Below are 16,822 nucleotides of genomic sequence, written 5' to 3'. Positions count from 1 at the left end.
TCTACGTCAGCCCCTAATTTTAAGTTTGATACGGTAAGTATAGTTCCTATATTAAAGTTTTCTCCAGTTTTTTTTCTTGCATTCTGGGTATGCTGTGTTTTTAGTAAGTCTAGAGATCGGAAGAAAACTAGATGATAATAGAGTATGGCAGTTATAGGTAGTAAGCCTAGCGAGCGTAGCGTATATGGATTGAAAATTTACGCACGAATTAATTTTTTTCGTGCGTGAAACTGTGTTTCACACACGCTACGCTTGCTGATCAAAGAAGTGATGGTTTATTGGATAAATTCAGAAAAGATCCTAACTCTTTGAATCAATATGAAAGAGAGCAATTTATTACTTATCTTGAGCGCTATTATGTCGAAACGATGACGGGACGCACTTCAACAGGTTATAAATGGGTTCACCAATGAGTCCATTAGATGTAAAACTCCGTTTTGAATCAGAGTATCTTATTAATAATCCGGTTCCTAAGCGGGATTATGGTCATTTCCCTTTTGCAGGAACAGATGCTCAAAGATCGCAAGCGGTGGATTCATTGCCTGAAGAAAGTAAAAACTGGTTAGGTTGGCGTTCTGAAAAACATTCTCATGATGAGGAAATGTATTATGCAATTAATAACAAGTATGAAGCGATTGAAAATTATAAAGAATCGTTCAATGGTAAATTGGCTTATTCCGTTAAAGATGGATTAGAACTTGGTGCGATGATTTATAGTGGTGGCGTGCTTTCAAATGCATTGAATAAGTTACCGGTAGCAGTGAATTCATTGAACTTACCGACTAAAGTAGTTTCTGCAGCAGGGAAAGTAGGAGATTTTGCCAAAGGACATCCTATTTTGACTGAAAAATTAACTAATTCAGGTTTAAGTATGGCAGCAACTTATTTGGGGAATACTTATGAAAGCAGAGATACATCGGCTAGTGATCTGATTTGGAATGGTACTACAGGATTTATCACTGGCGCTGAATCTTTCAAAACTACATTAGCAGTTAATATAATTAGTGGAGGGGTTCAAGGATACTTTGAGGATAATACAGATTCTGTTAAACACGCTGGTTACAAGGCTGTCTCATCTGAAATTGCAACATTATTTGGTGGTGCAATAGGAAAAAGTGTAGAAAAAACAGCTGATGCTGCTATTACAAAAGGACTTAGTAAATACAAATCTAATTATAGTCCCGAATATAGGAATATTAAAATGGATCCGGCTGATCATAAGTTAACGGCAAGTTATGGAAGAAGTAAAGAAGCCCAAATTTATAGAGATAAGCAAAAAGAACTTTTAGAACAAGGAAAAATAGATGAAGCTATCAATATGGATATAATGGATATTAGACAGAAATTTGGTAGTAAATATGATAGTGCTATAGAAGAAATGTTAGAGTATTCTAAGAAATTGAATCCGGATGATTTTAAAACTAGAGGAAAATAAATATGATTTTCAATTTTTCGTATGAGAAAAAAGTAAAAAGCCTGTTCCATAAACAACATAGGAATATAGTGAGGAATATCCTTTCTTCCAGTTTTGCTGAGTTTAAAAAAAGTCAATTTTCGAGTAATACAGCAGATAATTTTAATGAGTTAATGATTAACTGTTTCTACGATGAAAATGATCTTTTACAGGAAGTTGAGATTTTTGAGCCAAATGTGGTATATGTTTTAGAAGATAATAATTTTATGGGGAAAGATGACGCGGACATAAAAAAAAACATTATCGGAATCAGGTATTATATATGATTCAGATGATATGGGGATTATAATTGAAAGTTTAGGTATATCTACAGTTTCTAATTATCTAGGGAAGGTTGAATGTATTTACTGTGATTTAGAAAAATCTCCCTGCTTGCTAAATATAAATTAAGTAACGGTCATGAATATCGGACAGATGATTTAGGTCGTATTGATGAGGTAAAAGGTCAATTGAATTTGGATAAGGCAACAAGAAATGAATATCGTCAGAAAGTGGCAGGAGGGGATTGTCGTTTAGAGTCAGACTGTGGAGGACATTTGATTGCATCTATGTTTAATGGTGTTGGCGAAGGGATTAATTTAGTGGCGATGGATAAGACTTTGAATGGTGCGAGTGGTAGATGGTATAAACTAGAAGGAATGGGTACAAGCCCTGAACAAGGGGCAGAAGGTAGAGGTTAATATAAAACCAATCTATTCAGGAAATAGTAAGAGACCGATTGAATTTGTGGTAGAGGAAGCTTTAAATGGTAAAAAATTACCAATAAAATTTATTAAAAATACTTCTACGGGAGATTAAGTATGAAAGAGCAAGAAATATACCAAAGAATTGGAGAGCTTTTATGGTCAATTATGCCAGAAGAAGCGGTGAGAATAGATTTTCTTGGAGATATCTATCCTGAACATTATTCAGGTGGAGCGCAATGGGTTCTTGCCAATGGGGAAGATTGTTATTTTCCAATGGGAGGTCGTCCTTATGAAATTGAAAGGGAAATTATTGATTTAATGCATAAATTAAAAGAGATTTCATCTCAAGAATGGACTCAATATATATTTTCATTAACTAATGATATGGCGTTTAATATTAAATTTGCATATGTTCCAGAGGACGATAGTTGGGGTTCTCTGTATATGAAAGGAATCAGTGATCTTACGTGGGAAGAAGCTGATAAGTATAATATTCCTAGAGAAATATGGGAAGAACGTGTAAAAGCGAAGGCTGAAAAACAAGATAGTTAATTCTTATCTGAAGTGTGGTTGGTTTTTGGTGAGTTTTAAAACTTGTTTAAAATCGACCACACTTTTTAGATTCAGAAAACATCAGCCTCAACAGCTATCTGGTGCACTTTCTGTGGGAGTAGAAGAAATTGCTGCGAACTATCTTGCTCAAGAAGTTTATCAAAAAGATGTAAGAGAACTCACGGAAGACGAAAAGCGTAATATCAGTGCGTTAAATCAATTAACGGAGGCGATCAGTAGCGGATTAATTTCGGCTGTAGGTAATGAAAATGCCACGATAATTGTGACCAACCTTAGCGAGCGTAGGGTGTGTGGATTGAAAATCCACGCACGAATTAATTTTTTTCGTGCGTGAAACAGTGTTTCACACACGCTACTCTTGCTAAAAGGCACGACCTTTGTTGCAGAAGGCAAAAATGTGCTTCAGGCAAATGAAGGCAATGTCAGCCTTTTAACTGCAGAAGCTATTGACACTACCCGCCAAGCACGTAAAGGACATGGCATTGGTGAAGTAGTGATATCGGAAACGGAACGTTTTGCCGGTTACAATCGCACAAGGATGAACCAATCAGGCGACCGGGTGAGCCACCAAGGCAGTCAAGTGGTGAGTTTGAATGACAACGTTTCCGTTTATGCTGGCAAAGATTACGCTCAAACGGCAAGTGAGGTGTTGGCGAAAGAAAAGGTCGATATCAATGCTCAAAACATCACGATTAACAATGCGCTGAATCATCAAGAAAACAGCCAAAGTGAAAGTGATTTAAAAATCGGGCAGTTTACCCGCGTGAAATCGCCGATACTCGACTTGCTCAACACCATTGAAAACACGGTAAAAAATGACCGCACTTCCGACCGTTTGAACGCCGCAAACGCCATGAGCATTGCGGCACAGGGTTATAACCTTTATGACACCATCAACAAGATAGCAAGTGGTAAGGCGAAAGAGGGGGCTTATCTGCTGCGTGTGGAATCGGGTACGGGTGTGGCACATAGCCGTCAAAGTCAAGAGAGCGTGGCAGATATCAGCCAAGGTAGCCGCATTAATGCGAAATCTATTAATCTTGTGGCACGCGGCGATGGTGCAACAAACGAGAAGGGGGAGAAAAAACTCGGTAACATCAACCTGACTCACACAGACCTCACCTCGAGAGATGAAACCGGCGCAAGAATCAAAGACAGCCACATTAGCTTAACGGGCAATGAACTCAACATTCAAGCGGGCGAAAGTCACGCGAAGTTTAAAGGCAGAAACCAAAGTGTGGGTGTGGAGCAGGCATGGCAGCCACAGTGGGCGCCCAAACAGGCATCGGCGTTTACGCCCGAGTCGGCGCAAGCGGTGGCAAGGAAGATGGCGAAAGCAAAACCTACCAAGCAAGCCACCTAGACTCGGAGAGCCTCACCTTAAACAGCCAAGGCGACACCAATCTCATTGGCAGCCAAGCGAGAGGTAAAACCGCCTAAGTGGAAAACGAGGGAATGCGGACTGAAAATTCATGCGCTAATTAATTATTCCATGCTACGCTAACTCATGGTGCAAATGTTTTTAGGTGATTATCAAGATTTGGAAAGCCTGTATAAAGCGTTGATGGAAACGGCATCACCTTTGCGAAAAAATTCAACCTTACTCCGAGTGTCGCCCTTTCTGCTTCGCAAGTGGCACAATTAACCTCTGATATTGTGTGGTTTGAAGAAAAAACCGCGTAACCTTACCAAACGGTAAAACGGTGAAAGTAGTTGTCCCACGGGTGTAAAGTGCGGTCATTTTTTCAAACAAATTAGCGATACCCCATCAGTTGCAATAGATCTTTTGCATAATCAATTGCTTCATTACGATTTGCCACACCGATTTTTTGATAGAGATTGCGAATATGGCTTTTTATCGTAGTGGTTGCCACTTGTAATTCCTCTGAAATTTGCTCATTGCTGTAACCGGAGTAGATCAAGCCTAATACTTGCCATTCCCGCTGGGTTAAAGGACTAATTTTTAACAGTTCGGGTACTTTAGGGTTGGAAATAAGATTGTTGACAAATTGTTCATCAAAATGGGCAAATTTATGGCGATAATAGCGATTAATATTGCGCAAAATAAATTGCGCTTTATGTACGGTTAATTCGTCCAGCACATTGGCGTGTAATAACTGGCGAATTTGTTGCGCCATCATTTCACCTTCAATGACAAAAATACTTATAAAATTGGTTTGGCGGGTAAGTTGTAACGCCCAAATGAGATCCTGTTGTGCCAATTCTTTTTTTTCACTAAGGAAATATAATCGGTTTCGTAAAATAAGTGCGCGATTTAAATCACTGATTAATTTGAGTTTTTGAGCTGTTTGGATAACACGATTTAAGATTTTTTCCGCTTCATCATATTTTTCCAACAATATTAATGCTCTCGCAATATTGCGCCACTGCACTTGATTGAAGTGATTTTTTTCATTTATCGGGCGGTAGGTTTGAACAAGCCAAGACTCAACGGACTTAATATCCCCCAACATTTGCCACAATACAATTTTGATCTGGTTAGCATTGGCATCCCAATCTTGATGATAGTCATGGGTATTTTGTAAATCAATAATTTGTTTGAGAAGACGGGAGGCATTATCCAAATCTCCCCGTACGATGGATATTTTGCATAATAGGGCTAAACATTGCAGGCGATCTCTGTCTTTATTTAATACTTTGAGGCCGGTATTTGCCATCGCCTCAGCTTTATCCAAATTGTACCAATCCCATAAAATTTGCCCTTTTAGGCGGAGCAAAAATTCGTACATTGGTACTTTTTGTAGGTGATTTTCTTTCACAAAAGCATCGGCTTTATCCAAAATATCATAGCCTACCTGAGTAAATCCTTGAGCAATAAAAATTTCCGACTGTTGAAGTAATGCCCATAAAATATTATGAGGGGTGTGATATTTCCACGCCATTTTTTCGGCTTTTTGAAGCATTTCCAACGCTTCGGTGAAATTTCCCTGACAATGATATGCTTCACCAATGATGGATGTTGCGACAATTTTGGCATAATTGGTGTTTGATGTTTGATGTTTGATAAATGATCGAGTGCTTGAGTCGCCAAGTCAAGTGCGGTCTTTTCATCGCCTTGGTTAATTGCTACCTGCGCACGTAATACATCAAATTCCGGCTGGATCCCTTGGGTAGGATGAATTTTTTGATCGGCAAGTACCCGTTCAAAATGTTCAAAAATATCATTCACTTCCGCATTACGATGTTGACTTTGCGCCAACCAGGCTTTTAATAAAATTAATTGGGGTGATTGAACAAAACTCACATCATCTAAATAATCAAGATGCTGCTCAAGTAATTTCAGTTCGCCCTGATGAAATAATTGCCAACCTTGTTCTGAGAGAATATCAAGCAAAATACTACGATCTTCTAATTGAACGGCATGATATAAGGCTTCTGTGGTATAGCCTAATTTCAACCAAGCAAGTGCTGCCTTTCCATGAAGTAGGGCAAGTTCTCCGGCAAGCTCTAATTGACAGTAATGGGTTAAAAATGAAGCAAATAAGGGATGGAATCGCCACCAATTATCTTCAGCATTCATTTGTTGTAAAAAAAGCCCTTGTTTTTCAATCGCTTCTAATTTATTCCGACCATTAAGCTCACCTGTTACCTGCTGTACCAAGGTTTCATTCATTGAACGCAAAATAGAGCAACGCAAGATAAATTTTTTCGTATCCTGATCAATTTGTGCAAAGACTTCATCACTCAGATAGTTATAAATATGAAAATTATTCAGTTTGGCTAAACGTTTGGCGGCATCTTTTAAGGAAAGTTTTTTCTGTTTAGCGGAGAGACTGATTAGTTGAAGCGCTGTTGGCCAACCTTCAACTTCATCACAAAGTGAGGCAATTTCTTTTGGCGTGATATTCTCTTTGAAACGTGATTGAAAAAATTCGACACTTTCTTGATGATTGAAAGAAAGTAGATGACTGTTAATTTCCAATAACTGTTCTTGAACATGTAAACCGGCGATACCTAAAGGCGGTACCGAGCGAGAGATTAAAATTAATGTCATACAAGGGGGTTGATGACGAATCCAGTATTTTAATGCTTCGTGAATTTCTTCATTATTAATAATGTGATAATCATCAATAATTAAATAAAAATGCTCGGTGACTGCTGAGATTTTGACAAGTTGCTGAGTAAAAAGGGTTTGTAAATTCTCTCGGATATACAAAGATTCATCGGTTTCAACGTCTAGCTTAAGTGCGTTTTGTAGTGCTGCAATAAAATAGGAGGCAAACCTATCCGGTTGATTATCGCTTTCATCCAAAGAGTACCATCCTACATTTTTTTGCAGCCCTGCCCATTGGGAAACCAGAGTTGTTTTACCATAACCGGCGGGAGCATGAATTAATACGAGGGGATAGTTGCTTGATTTATCAAGATATTGTAGCAATGAAGTGCGTGGCACGCTGTTTTGCAAGCGATCATTACAAATTAATTTTGCCGGAATTAACATTTAATTTAATCTCTCCAAATGATAAATACATCTAAGATCTAAAGAGAAATATACTTCTACTTTATTTTTCTGCAGATTATAGCAAAATTTTCTTTGTTAGTGAAAAGAGAGGGCTCCGGGTAATATTAAACAGGAGCCCTACTAGCAAAAATGAATGTTATCTATATTCCACCAAAATATCACTTTCAGTCACGCTATCACCATAAACCGGCAATAAGGTTTTTTCGTAGGCTTGTTTGAGTACGCCTTCTTTTGACAATTTTTCAATTTCTGCGTTAAGCCAATTTAATAGATCTGGTGCATCTTTGCGGACAGCCGGGGCAATGACATCTTGATCGCCGAAACTTTTCACGCCCACGGTATAACCCGGATTTTGTTTTACCCAAGCGAATAAGAAGGTGTTGTCATTGGACAGGGCATCGCCTCTGCCGTCCCGTAAGGCTTCAAAGGTTTCGGTGTTTTGTTCAAATTTTAGTAATTTGATAGTGGGATAATTCTTTGTGAAGAAAATATCCGCCGTCGTACCTTTATCAACAATAAGCGTTTTGTCTTTTAATTGTTCAAGATCCGTAATGACCTCACCATTTTTTGACACCACGCCCAGCGCCACTTTCATATAAGGATTGGCGAAATCCACGACCTCTTTCCGTGCGGCAGTGACGGTGAAATTGGCGAGAATAATATCCACTTTTTTGGAAAGTAAATATTCTGCGCGATTGGCAGCATCCACTAAGACAAATTCCGCTTTATTTTCATCGCCTAAGAGATCTTTGGTGATAGCTTTGCCGATTTCTACATCGAAACCTTGGCTTTTACCTTGCGCATCCACATAGCCAAAAGGCGGTTTGTCGCTGAACACGCCGATACGGATTTTGCCTGATTGTTTTAATTGCTCAATGGTTGAGGTAGTTTGCGAAGCCTCTTTTGGCGTATTGTCACCGCAAGCGGTAAGCCCTAGGGCGAGGGTTGCAGTGGCAAAAAGTGCGGTTAAATTTTTAAATGTTTTCTTCATAGTTTGTACCTCTCAGTTCATAGTTTAAGATGTTTAAAAATGTTTTCGCCCGATCCGTGGTAGGGTTGGTGAAAAAATCTTCCGGTTTGGCTTGTTCGATAATTTGCCCTTTATCCATAAAAACAATGCGATTTGCCACTTGACGGGCAAAGCCCATTTCGTGGGTGACAATCAGCATTGTCATGCCTTCTTTGGCAAGCCCTAAAATCACATCAAGGACTTCGCGTACCATTTCGGGATCGAGTGCAGCGGTGACTTCATCAAACAATATAATTTCAGGATTCATACAAAGCGCACGCACAATGGCGATCCGCTGTTTTTGCCCGCCTGAAAGTTCACGAGGGTAGGCGTTTTTTCGATCCAATAAGCCTACACGTTTTAATAATTCGTCAGCCTGTTTTTCGGCTTCAGCCCGATCACGTTTTTGAACCTTTAAAGGTCCGAGCAAAATATTGTCGATCACCGATAAATGGGCAAATAATTCATAGCTTTGAAATACCATTCCGATGCGTTGACGTGCTTTTATCCAACTAATGTCTTTGCCAAGTTCGCCGACATTTTGTAGCAATAATTGACCGCTCTTTATGGGCTCTAAGCCGTTTAATGTGCGAAGTAATGTGCTTTTTCCACAGCCGGACGGGCCTAAAATGACCACGACTTCACCTTTTTCTACGGAAAGATTAATATCTTTTAAGGCTTCAACTTCGCCATAATTTTTAACAAGATTTTTGATTTCTAATAACGCCATATCTATTCCTTAGCTTTCCCAACGGGTTTCTAAGTAACGGGAAAATAATGAAAGCGGATAACAGATCATAAAATAGAGAAGAAAAATGACCCCATAAATCCAAAGTGCCGCCGATTGATTGCTAAAAAGTGAATGCTCAATAATTTGTTGCCCCACTTTAATCACTTCTATGACACCGATTAACATTGCCAGTGAGCTGGTTTTTACCATTCGGGTGAAAAGATTAATGGCACTTGGGGTCACACGTTTTAAACTTTGCGGCAACAAAATATAAATAAAGGTTTGAAAAGGGGTTAAGCCTAAAGCATAAGCGGATTCAAGCTGATGTTTTTCAATAGAGGTTAATGCGCCACGCACCAGATCGCCCATTTCTGCCGTGCCCCAAAAAATGAAGACGAAAATACAAACGGTAATGCCGTCTAAATGAATTTCAAACCATTTTGCTAAGCCAAAATAGGCGATAAATAAGAGAACGAGTAATGGAATAATGCGGACAAATTCCAAATAAAATTGGCAAATGATTTTAACCAGCCTATTTTTGCTTGTCATGATTACGCCTAAAATGACACCGAAAAGACAGGCAAAAAACACGGAAACGAAAGCAATTTCTGCGGTCACCCATAGCCCGTTTAATAATCGGGTGAAGTTGCTGCCTTGGAATAATAATTCAAATCCCATATTTTGCTCTCCGAGTGCGTTGTTCCAGATAACGAATAAAAATTGAAACAGGCAATAAAATTATTAAATAAAACACCATTAATAAAAATAAGGCTTCATTGGTCTTATAATCCATCCCAATAATTTCTTTTGCCATAAACATCAGTTCTGCCACTGCAACAGCGCTGATAACAGAGGTTTCTTTCATTAAAAACAGGCAATTTGCACCAATCGCCGGTATGGAAATTGCCAATGCCTGTGGAAAAATTACGTAACGAAAGGCTTGAAATGGCGTTAAACCGATACTGAGTGCAGACTCAATCTGACCTTTGGAAACGGCTTCTAAACCGCCACGAATCGCCTCTGCCATATAGCTGCCGCCCAAAAAGGCTAAGCCGATTACGCCACACGTAAAACCGTCTAATTTGATGCCGATTTTTGAAAGCCCGAAATAAAGAAAGAAAACTTGAATGAGTAATGGGGTATTGCGTGAAAGCTCAATATAACTTTTTACTAACCAATTCAATGGTTTAACCTGATAAGTATTGATGACGGCACAAATCGTACCGATAATAAATGCAAATATAATTCCCCAAAACGAGAGGGCAAGCGTCATCAATGTCGCATCAACAAAGCGTGGTAACACGCTGAGAATGTAATCCCAATTCATTTTCTTTCATCACATAATGGTTTTCGTTGCCATATAGTAGAAAAGAATTTTTTTATCGGGAAAGAATTGAAATGAATTAATTATAATGAAATGGAATAATGAGATTTTTGATATGGAGAGAAAAGTGCGGTGGAAATTGGCCGGAGTTTTTATTAATGAGCGCAAATACCGGATAAAACAAAGCCCTACGTTAAATTTCGTAGGGCTGTGAAAGAGGAATATGGTGCGACTAGCTGGACTCGAACCAGTGACCCCCACCATGTCAAGGTGGTGCTCTAACCAACTGAGCTATAGTCGCGTTAAGTGCGGCAGATGATAAACAGTTTTTTTGGGGAAAACAAGCGATTTCTTTTGTCTTTTGTATAGATGCTAAAAAAATAACCAAAAAACCGACTGAATCAGGGGAAAGTCTTTTTGATTTTGCATTTCTTTAAGCGTATAATGCGCGCCGTTTTCGTTCATTCAAAAACAGTTTGGGTGAGTTAGGTTCATTTAAAATATAAATATTGACGGAGTAGAGTAATGTCTAGAAGACTAAGAAGAACGAAGATTGTCTGTACGATGGGACCGGCAACCGACCGCGATAACAATCTTGAAAAAATTATTGCGGCAGGAGCAAATGTAGTACGTATGAATTTCTCGCACGGTACGCCTGAAGATCATATCGAACGTGCCGAGCGTGTTCGTTCTATCGCAAAAAAATTAGGTAAAACCGTGGCAATTTTAGGTGACTTACAAGGGCCTAAAATCCGTGTTTCTACTTTTAAAGATGGCAAAATTTTCTTAAATGTAGGCGATAAATTCGTGCTTGATGCTGAATTACCAAAGGGTGAAGGTAATCAAGAATCAGTCGGTTTAGACTATAAAACCCTTCCGCAAGATGTCGTGCCGGGTGATATTCTTCTATTAGACGATGGTCGTGTTCAATTAAAAGTATTGTCCACCGAAGGGGCAAAAGTATTCACTGAGGTGACTGTTGGTGGTCCGTTATCCAATAATAAAGGAATCAACAAATTAGGTGGTGGTTTGTCAGCTGATGCCTTAACCGAAAAAGATAAAGCGGATATCATCACTGCGGCACGTATTGGTGTGGATTTCTTAGCGGTATCTTTCCCTCGTTCAAGTGCGGATTTAAACTATGCCCGTGAGCTTGCCCAACAAGCCGGTTTAAATGCGAAAATTGTGGCAAAAGTTGAACGTGCGGAAACTGTGGTTGATGATGCAGCAATGGATGACATTATTTTAGCCTCTGACGTAATCATGGTTGCCCGTGGTGATTTAGGCGTTGAAATCGGTGATCCTGAATTAGTCGGCGTTCAGAAAAAATTAATTCGCCGTTCACGTCAATTAAACCGTGCGGTGATTACCGCTACTCAAATGATGGAATCCATGATTAGCAACCCGATGCCAACCCGTGCGGAAGTGATGGATGTGGCAAATGCGGTGTTAGACGGTACTGATGCGGTAATGCTTTCGGCGGAAACGGCAGCAGGTCAATATCCGGCAGAAACCGTGGCGGCAATGGCACGCGTATGTTTAGGGGCAGAAAAAATGCCTAGCGTGAACGTGTCCCGTCACCGTATGGATAAAGAGTTCGACAGTATTGAAGAAGCGGTGGCAATGTCAGCCATGTATTCCGCAAACCATATGAAAGGCGTTGCGGCAATCGTGAGCTTAACACATTCGGGACGTACAGCGTTATTAATGTCCCGCATTAGCTCAGGCTTACCGATTTTTGCCTTATCCCGTAACCAAGAGACCCTAAATCTTTGTGCCTTGTATCGTGGTGTAACACCGGTATTTAGCGATACCGAATCCCGTAGTGCGAGCGGTGCACAAGCGGCGATTGCGTTACTCAAAGAAAAAGGTTACTTAAATTCAGGTGATTTAGTACTGTTAACCCAAGGCGATGAAACCATCAAACATACGAATGTATGCCGTACGTTAATCGTTGAATAATCAGTAAAAATATAAAAGAGCGGTGGATTTTTCCACCGTTTTTACTTTCTGCCTGGGAATAAAAAATCATCAGACAAAATTTCATTGAAAATCAACCGCACTTTTTTCTTAAATCTCACCGCCATTTGCGGTATCATAGCCGCCAATTATTTTGTATTTCAAAGTCCTTATGGCATCCCAACCGCAAGTTAAATCCTCCGATAAAAAAACCGCACAAGTTAGCGTGCCACCTCATTCCCTTGAAGCCGAACAAGCCGTTTTAGGCGGCATTATGTTGAGCAATCAACATTGGGATGGTATTGCCGAACGTGTGATTGCGGATGATTTTTATACCTTTGCCCACCGTATGATTTTCCAAACCATGGAAGAATTAATGCGCAATCAATCGCCGATCGATCTCATCACCCTTGATCAAGCCTTAAAAAATAAAGGAATTAGCGAAGAAGTTGGCGGTTTTGCTTATCTTGCGGAACTTTCAAATAATACGCCCAATGCCATCAATATTTTGGCTTATGCGGATATTGTGCGGGAAAAAGCGATTTTGCGTGAGTTGATTACGGTGGGAAACCGTATTGCGGAAAATAGTTATTCACCCAAAGGGCAAGATATCAAACTGATTTTGGATGAGGCTGAGCGTGAAGTATTTGCCATTGCGGAAAAACGCAGTACGTCCGGTGAGGGGCCGCAAAATGTGATAGCGGTGCTACAAAATACCATTGAACGTATTGATATGCTCAGTAAATTGGAAAACCATTCCGGTGTCACGGGGGTAACAACTGGCTTTACCGATCTGGATAAAAAAACCGCAGGTCTTCAACCTTCCGATTTAATTATCGTTGCCGCTCGTCCCTCTATGGGGAAAACCACTTTTGCAATGAACCTCTGTGAAAATGCGGCAATGGCAAGTGAAAAACCGGTATTGGTATTTAGTTTAGAGATGCCGGCCGAACAAATTATGATGCGTATGATCGCCTCTCTTGCCCGGGTGGATCAAACTAAAATTCGTACAGGGCAAGGCTTGGACGAAATTGAATGGAATAAGATCAGCAGTGTATTCGGTATGTTTAAACAGAAAAACAATCTCTACATTGATGATTCTTCCGGTTTAACACCAACGGAATTGCGATCACGCGCACGCCGGGTTTATCGTGAAAATGGTGGGTTGAGCCTGATTATGGTGGATTATTTGCAACTTATGCGTGCACCGGCTTTTTCCGACAATCGTACTTTAGAGATTGCTGAAATTTCCCGTTCTTTAAAAGCGTTAGCGAAAGAGTTGGAAGTACCGGTGATTGCCCTTTCTCAGTTAAATCGTACTTTGGAACAACGGGCGGATAAGCGTCCGGTAAACTCCGATTTGCGTGAATCGGGTTCCATTGAGCAAGATGCGGATTTGATTATGTTTATTTATCGTGATGAAGTGTATAACGATAATTCCGAAGATAAAGGGATCGCAGAAATTATCATTGGTAAACAACGTAACGGTCCGATTGGTCGGGTTCGATTAAAATTTAACGGACAATTTTCCCGCTTTGATAATCTTGCCGAACAACGTGAGTATTATGACAATTATTAAGGATAAATAATGAATGTAAAACCGGCGACGGCAAAAATCAGTTCGCGCGCCTTGAAACAAAATTTAGCGGTGATTAAACAAAAAGCGCCTCATAGTAAAATCATTGCGGTGGTAAAAGCCAATGCTTATGGGCATGGTGTGGTATTTGTGGCATCGACACTCGAAAATAGCGTAGATTGTTTTGGTGTCGCGCGTTTGGAAGAAGCCCTTGCATTGCGCTCACACGGTATCACGAAACCGATTTTATTATTGGAGGGCTTTTTTGCTGAGAAAGATTTACCCGTTCTTGCGGTAAATAATATCGAAACCGTGGTGCATAATCGTGAACAACTGGAGGCATTAAGCAGGGCAGTTGTGCCAAGCCCGATTAAAGTATGGATTAAAATTGATACGGGAATGCATCGTTTGGGGGTGTCACTGGACGAGGTTGATGAGTTTTATCAAGAATTGAAAAAACTTCCTCAAATTCAACCGCACTTAGGGTTTGTCAGCCATTTTAGCCGTGCCGATGAGCTTGAATCCGACTATACCCAACTTCAAATTGATCGCTTCCTTTCAGCGACTCAGAATAAAATCGGTGAGCGGAGTATTGCCGCCTCTGCCGGCATTTTATTTTGGCAGACCTCTCATCTGGATTGGATTCGCCCCGGTATTATTATGTATGGTATTTCGCCAACGGATACCGTGGGTGCCGAATTTAATCTAACCCCTGTTATGAATTTGACTTCTTCTCTTATTGCCGTGCGTAATCATAAAAAAGGTGAGCCTGTGGGTTATGGAGGGATTTGGACAAGCCCACGTGATACCAAAATCGGCGTGGTGGCGATAGGTTATGGTGATGGTTATCCACGTGATGTGCCGGAAGGTACACCGGTTTATTTGAACGGACGCATCGTGCCTATTGTCGGGCGGGTTTCTATGGATATGCTGACTGTCGATTTAGGGGAAAATAGCCAAGATCAAGTAGGGGACGAAGTAATTTTGTGGGGCAAAGAATTATCCATTGAAACTGTTGCCAAATTCACCGGCATTTTGAGCTATGAATTGATTACCAAATTAACACCGCGTGTTATTACGGAATACGTGGACTAGATTTCAAATTAATAATTATAGAAGGAAATACTATGAAAAATATTAATCCAACCAATACTCAGGCGTGGAAAGCATTAGAAGCGCATCAATCCGAATTGGCAAATGTTACTATTCAAGATTTATTCCAACAGGAAAAAGATCGCTTTAAGGATTATTCCTTAACGTTTAAAGATCAAATCTTGGTGGATTTTTCCAAAAATAATATTAACAAGCAGACCCTTTCTTTGCTTCGTCAGCTTGCGCAAGAATGTTCGCTGGACAGTGCGAAAGAGGCGATGTTTAGCGGTGAGAAAATCAACCGTACGGAAAATCGCGCCGTATTACATACTGCACTTCGTAATCGCTCTAATGCACCGGTGATGGTGGATGATAAAGATGTGATGCCTGAAGTGAATGCCGTTTTGGCAAAAATGAAAGATTTCTGCCAACGTATTATTTCCGGTGAATGGAAAGGTTATACCGGTAAACCGATTACCGATGTGGTGAATATTGGTATTGGCGGTTCGGATTTAGGGCCCTATATGGTAACCGAAGCATTACGCCCTTATAAGAACCACCTCACTATGCATTTTGTGTCCAACGTGGATGGTACACATATTGCGGAAACGCTGAAAAAAGTTAATCCGGAAACCACCCTTTTCTTGGTTGCCTCGAAAACATTTACCACGCAAGAAACTATGACGAATGCCGAAAGTGCTCGTAATTGGTTATTGTCTGCTGCCAAAGATAAAGCGGCGGTGGCAAAACATTTTGCCGCACTTTCTACTAATGCAAAAGCGGTGGCAGAATTTGGCATTGATACCAATAATATGTTTGAATTTTGGGATTGGGTAGGCGGTCGTTATTCTTTATGGTCAGCCATCGGGCTTTCCATTGCGCTTTCCATTGGTTTTGAAAATTTTGAGCAATTATTAACGGGGGCACACGAAATGGATAAACATTTCCGCACCGCGCCTATTGAGCAAAATATTCCCACCACTTTAGCCCTTGTGGGGTTGTGGAACACCAATTTCTTGGGGGCACAAACGGAAGCGATTTTGCCTTACGATCAGTATTTACATCGCTTTGCCGCCTATTTCCAACAGGGAAATATGGAATCTAACGGTAAATATGTGGATCGTAACGGCAACGCCATTGACAGCTATCAAACCGGCCCGATTATTTGGGGTGAGCCGGGCACAAACGGCCAGCATGCTTTCTATCAATTAATCCATCAAGGCACAACACTGATTCCTTGTGATTTTATTGCACCGGCACAAACCCATAATCCGTTAGCGGATCACCATAACAAATTACTCTCTAACTTTTTTGCCCAAACGGAAGCCTTGGCATTCGGTAAAACTAAAGAAGAAGTGGAAGCTGAGTTTGTTAACGCCGGCAAATCCTTAGATGAAGTAAAAGATATCGTTCCGTTTAAAGTGTTTACCGGTAATAAGCCGACCAACTCTATTTTGGTGCAAAAAATTACGCCATTTACATTGGGAGCATTGATTGCTATGTACGAACACAAAATCTTTGTGCAAGGCGTGATCTTCAATATCTTCAGCTTTGACCAATGGGGCGTGGAATTGGGTAAACAACTGGCGAACCGCATTCTACCGGAATTAGCGGGTACAGAAAATGTATCAAGCCACGATAGTTCAACAAACGGATTGATTAATCAATTCAAAGCATGGCGATAAAATAGATAAAAGTGCGGTCAAAAACGACCGCATTTTTTTTACGTATTTAAGGCTAATTTTGCTATACGGCGTTAGCTTTTGGGATTGTTAAAATCGAATAAATTGCTGTACTTTTTATTGGAAAGCCAAAGTGCAGTTATTTTTTAATCATATTAATGAGTTTTTTATCTTGTAAATTAGGATTTTATTGATTCAATCAGAAATGAAAAAAGCCCTGAATTTTCAGGGCTT

14 protein-coding genes, 1 tRNA gene and 2 pseudogenes are annotated in these 16,822 nt (G+C 40.2%); 11 read left to right on the top strand and 6 right to left on the bottom strand.

The annotated features are described in order from the left end of the window. Window positions 1–409: 409 nt before the first annotated feature. The 7 genes and pseudogenes from BKK52_RS04220 to BKK52_RS14210 all read left to right on the top strand — a co-directional run. Complete coding sequence (locus tag BKK52_RS04220) at window positions 410–1,435, top strand: hypothetical protein (RefSeq protein WP_077478016.1); 1,026 nt, start codon at window positions 410–412, stop codon at window positions 1,433–1,435. Window positions 1,436–1,836: 401 nt separating this feature from the next. Then, complete coding sequence (locus BKK52_RS04210; RefSeq protein ID WP_207551835.1) at window positions 1,837–2,154, top strand: DNA/RNA non-specific endonuclease; 318 nt, start codon at window positions 1,837–1,839, stop codon at window positions 2,152–2,154. Further along, a complete protein-coding gene (locus BKK52_RS14215) occupies window positions 2,126–2,272 on the top strand; it encodes a DNA/RNA non-specific endonuclease (protein ID WP_425272079.1) in 147 nt (48 codons plus the stop codon). The genes BKK52_RS04210 and BKK52_RS14215 overlap by 29 nt, the downstream gene beginning before the upstream one ends. Window positions 2,273–2,274: 2 nt before the next feature. After that, window positions 2,275–2,712 (top strand): hypothetical protein, encoded by a 438-nt coding sequence (locus tag BKK52_RS04205; RefSeq protein WP_077474409.1) that lies wholly within the window; start codon window positions 2,275–2,277, stop codon window positions 2,710–2,712. A gap of 28 nt (window positions 2,713–2,740) precedes the next feature. After that, window positions 2,741–3,067, top strand: coding sequence for a hypothetical protein (locus tag BKK52_RS13825; RefSeq protein ID WP_077474410.1), 327 nt, complete (start codon window positions 2,741–2,743; stop codon window positions 3,065–3,067). 920 nt (window positions 3,068–3,987) lie between these two features. Continuing rightward, entirely contained in the window at window positions 3,988–4,173 is a 186-nt protein-coding gene (locus tag BKK52_RS13820; RefSeq protein ID WP_244160215.1) for a hemagglutinin repeat-containing protein, read from the top strand. 73 nt (window positions 4,174–4,246) lie between these two features. Continuing rightward, a pseudogene (locus BKK52_RS14210) lies at window positions 4,247–4,460 on the top strand (hypothetical protein); the annotation flags it as partial. A 27-nt stretch (window positions 4,461–4,487) separates the two neighbouring features. On the opposite strand, the pseudogene malT reads toward BKK52_RS14210, so the two are convergent. The 6 genes and pseudogenes from malT to BKK52_RS04165 all read right to left on the bottom strand — a co-directional run bounded on the left by malT (window position 4,488) and on the right by BKK52_RS04165 (window position 10,580). Further along, window positions 4,488–7,195, bottom strand: a pseudogene (gene malT / locus BKK52_RS04190) (HTH-type transcriptional regulator MalT). Between the two features lie 157 nt (window positions 7,196–7,352). Continuing rightward, window positions 7,353–8,207: a cysteine ABC transporter substrate-binding protein gene (locus BKK52_RS04185; protein ID WP_077421560.1), complete on the bottom strand. Its 855-nt coding sequence runs from the start codon at window positions 8,205–8,207 to the stop codon at window positions 7,353–7,355. Continuing rightward, window positions 8,191–8,955 carry an amino acid ABC transporter ATP-binding protein gene (locus BKK52_RS04180; RefSeq protein WP_077421561.1) on the bottom strand — a complete coding sequence of 255 codons (765 nt, stop codon included), beginning with the start codon at window positions 8,953–8,955 and terminating at the stop codon, window positions 8,191–8,193. The genes BKK52_RS04185 and BKK52_RS04180 overlap by 17 nt, the downstream gene beginning before the upstream one ends. A gap of 9 nt (window positions 8,956–8,964) precedes the next feature. Continuing rightward, window positions 8,965–9,633 (bottom strand): amino acid ABC transporter permease, encoded by a 669-nt coding sequence (locus tag BKK52_RS04175; RefSeq protein WP_077421562.1) that lies wholly within the window; start codon window positions 9,631–9,633, stop codon window positions 8,965–8,967. Then, complete coding sequence (locus tag BKK52_RS04170) at window positions 9,623–10,282, bottom strand: amino acid ABC transporter permease (protein WP_077421563.1); 660 nt, start codon at window positions 10,280–10,282, stop codon at window positions 9,623–9,625. Before BKK52_RS04170 ends, BKK52_RS04175 begins: the two co-directional genes overlap by 11 nt. Before the next feature lie 221 nt (window positions 10,283–10,503). After that, window positions 10,504–10,580: transfer RNA gene (locus BKK52_RS04165), tRNA-Val, on the bottom strand. Between the two features lie 224 nt (window positions 10,581–10,804). Here BKK52_RS04165 and pyk point away from each other — a divergent pair. The 4 genes from pyk to pgi all read left to right on the top strand — a co-directional run bounded on the left by pyk (window position 10,805) and on the right by pgi (window position 16,591). Continuing rightward, window positions 10,805–12,241 carry a pyruvate kinase gene (pyk, locus tag BKK52_RS04160; protein WP_077419765.1) on the top strand — a complete coding sequence of 479 codons (1,437 nt, stop codon included), beginning with the start codon at window positions 10,805–10,807 and terminating at the stop codon, window positions 12,239–12,241. Between the two features lie 169 nt (window positions 12,242–12,410). After that, on the top strand, window positions 12,411–13,817 hold the full coding sequence (locus BKK52_RS04155) for a replicative DNA helicase (protein WP_077419764.1): 1,407 nt from the start codon (window positions 12,411–12,413) through the stop codon (window positions 13,815–13,817). Window positions 13,818–13,826: 9 nt separating this feature from the next. Further along, window positions 13,827–14,909: an alanine racemase gene (gene alr / locus BKK52_RS04150; RefSeq protein WP_077419763.1), complete on the top strand. Its 1,083-nt coding sequence runs from the start codon at window positions 13,827–13,829 to the stop codon at window positions 14,907–14,909. A 32-nt stretch (window positions 14,910–14,941) separates the two neighbouring features. Beyond that, window positions 14,942–16,591, top strand: a complete 1,650-nt coding sequence (gene pgi, locus BKK52_RS04145; RefSeq protein ID WP_077478013.1) for a glucose-6-phosphate isomerase — start codon at window positions 14,942–14,944, stop codon at window positions 16,589–16,591. The last annotated feature ends 231 nt before the right edge of the window (window positions 16,592–16,822 follow it).

Origin of the sequence: Rodentibacter trehalosifermentans (assembly GCF_002000545.1) — a bacterium.
GTDB lineage: Bacteria > Pseudomonadota > Gammaproteobacteria > Enterobacterales > Pasteurellaceae > Rodentibacter > Rodentibacter trehalosifermentans.
This window is presented reverse-complemented; position numbering and strand designations above follow the sequence as displayed.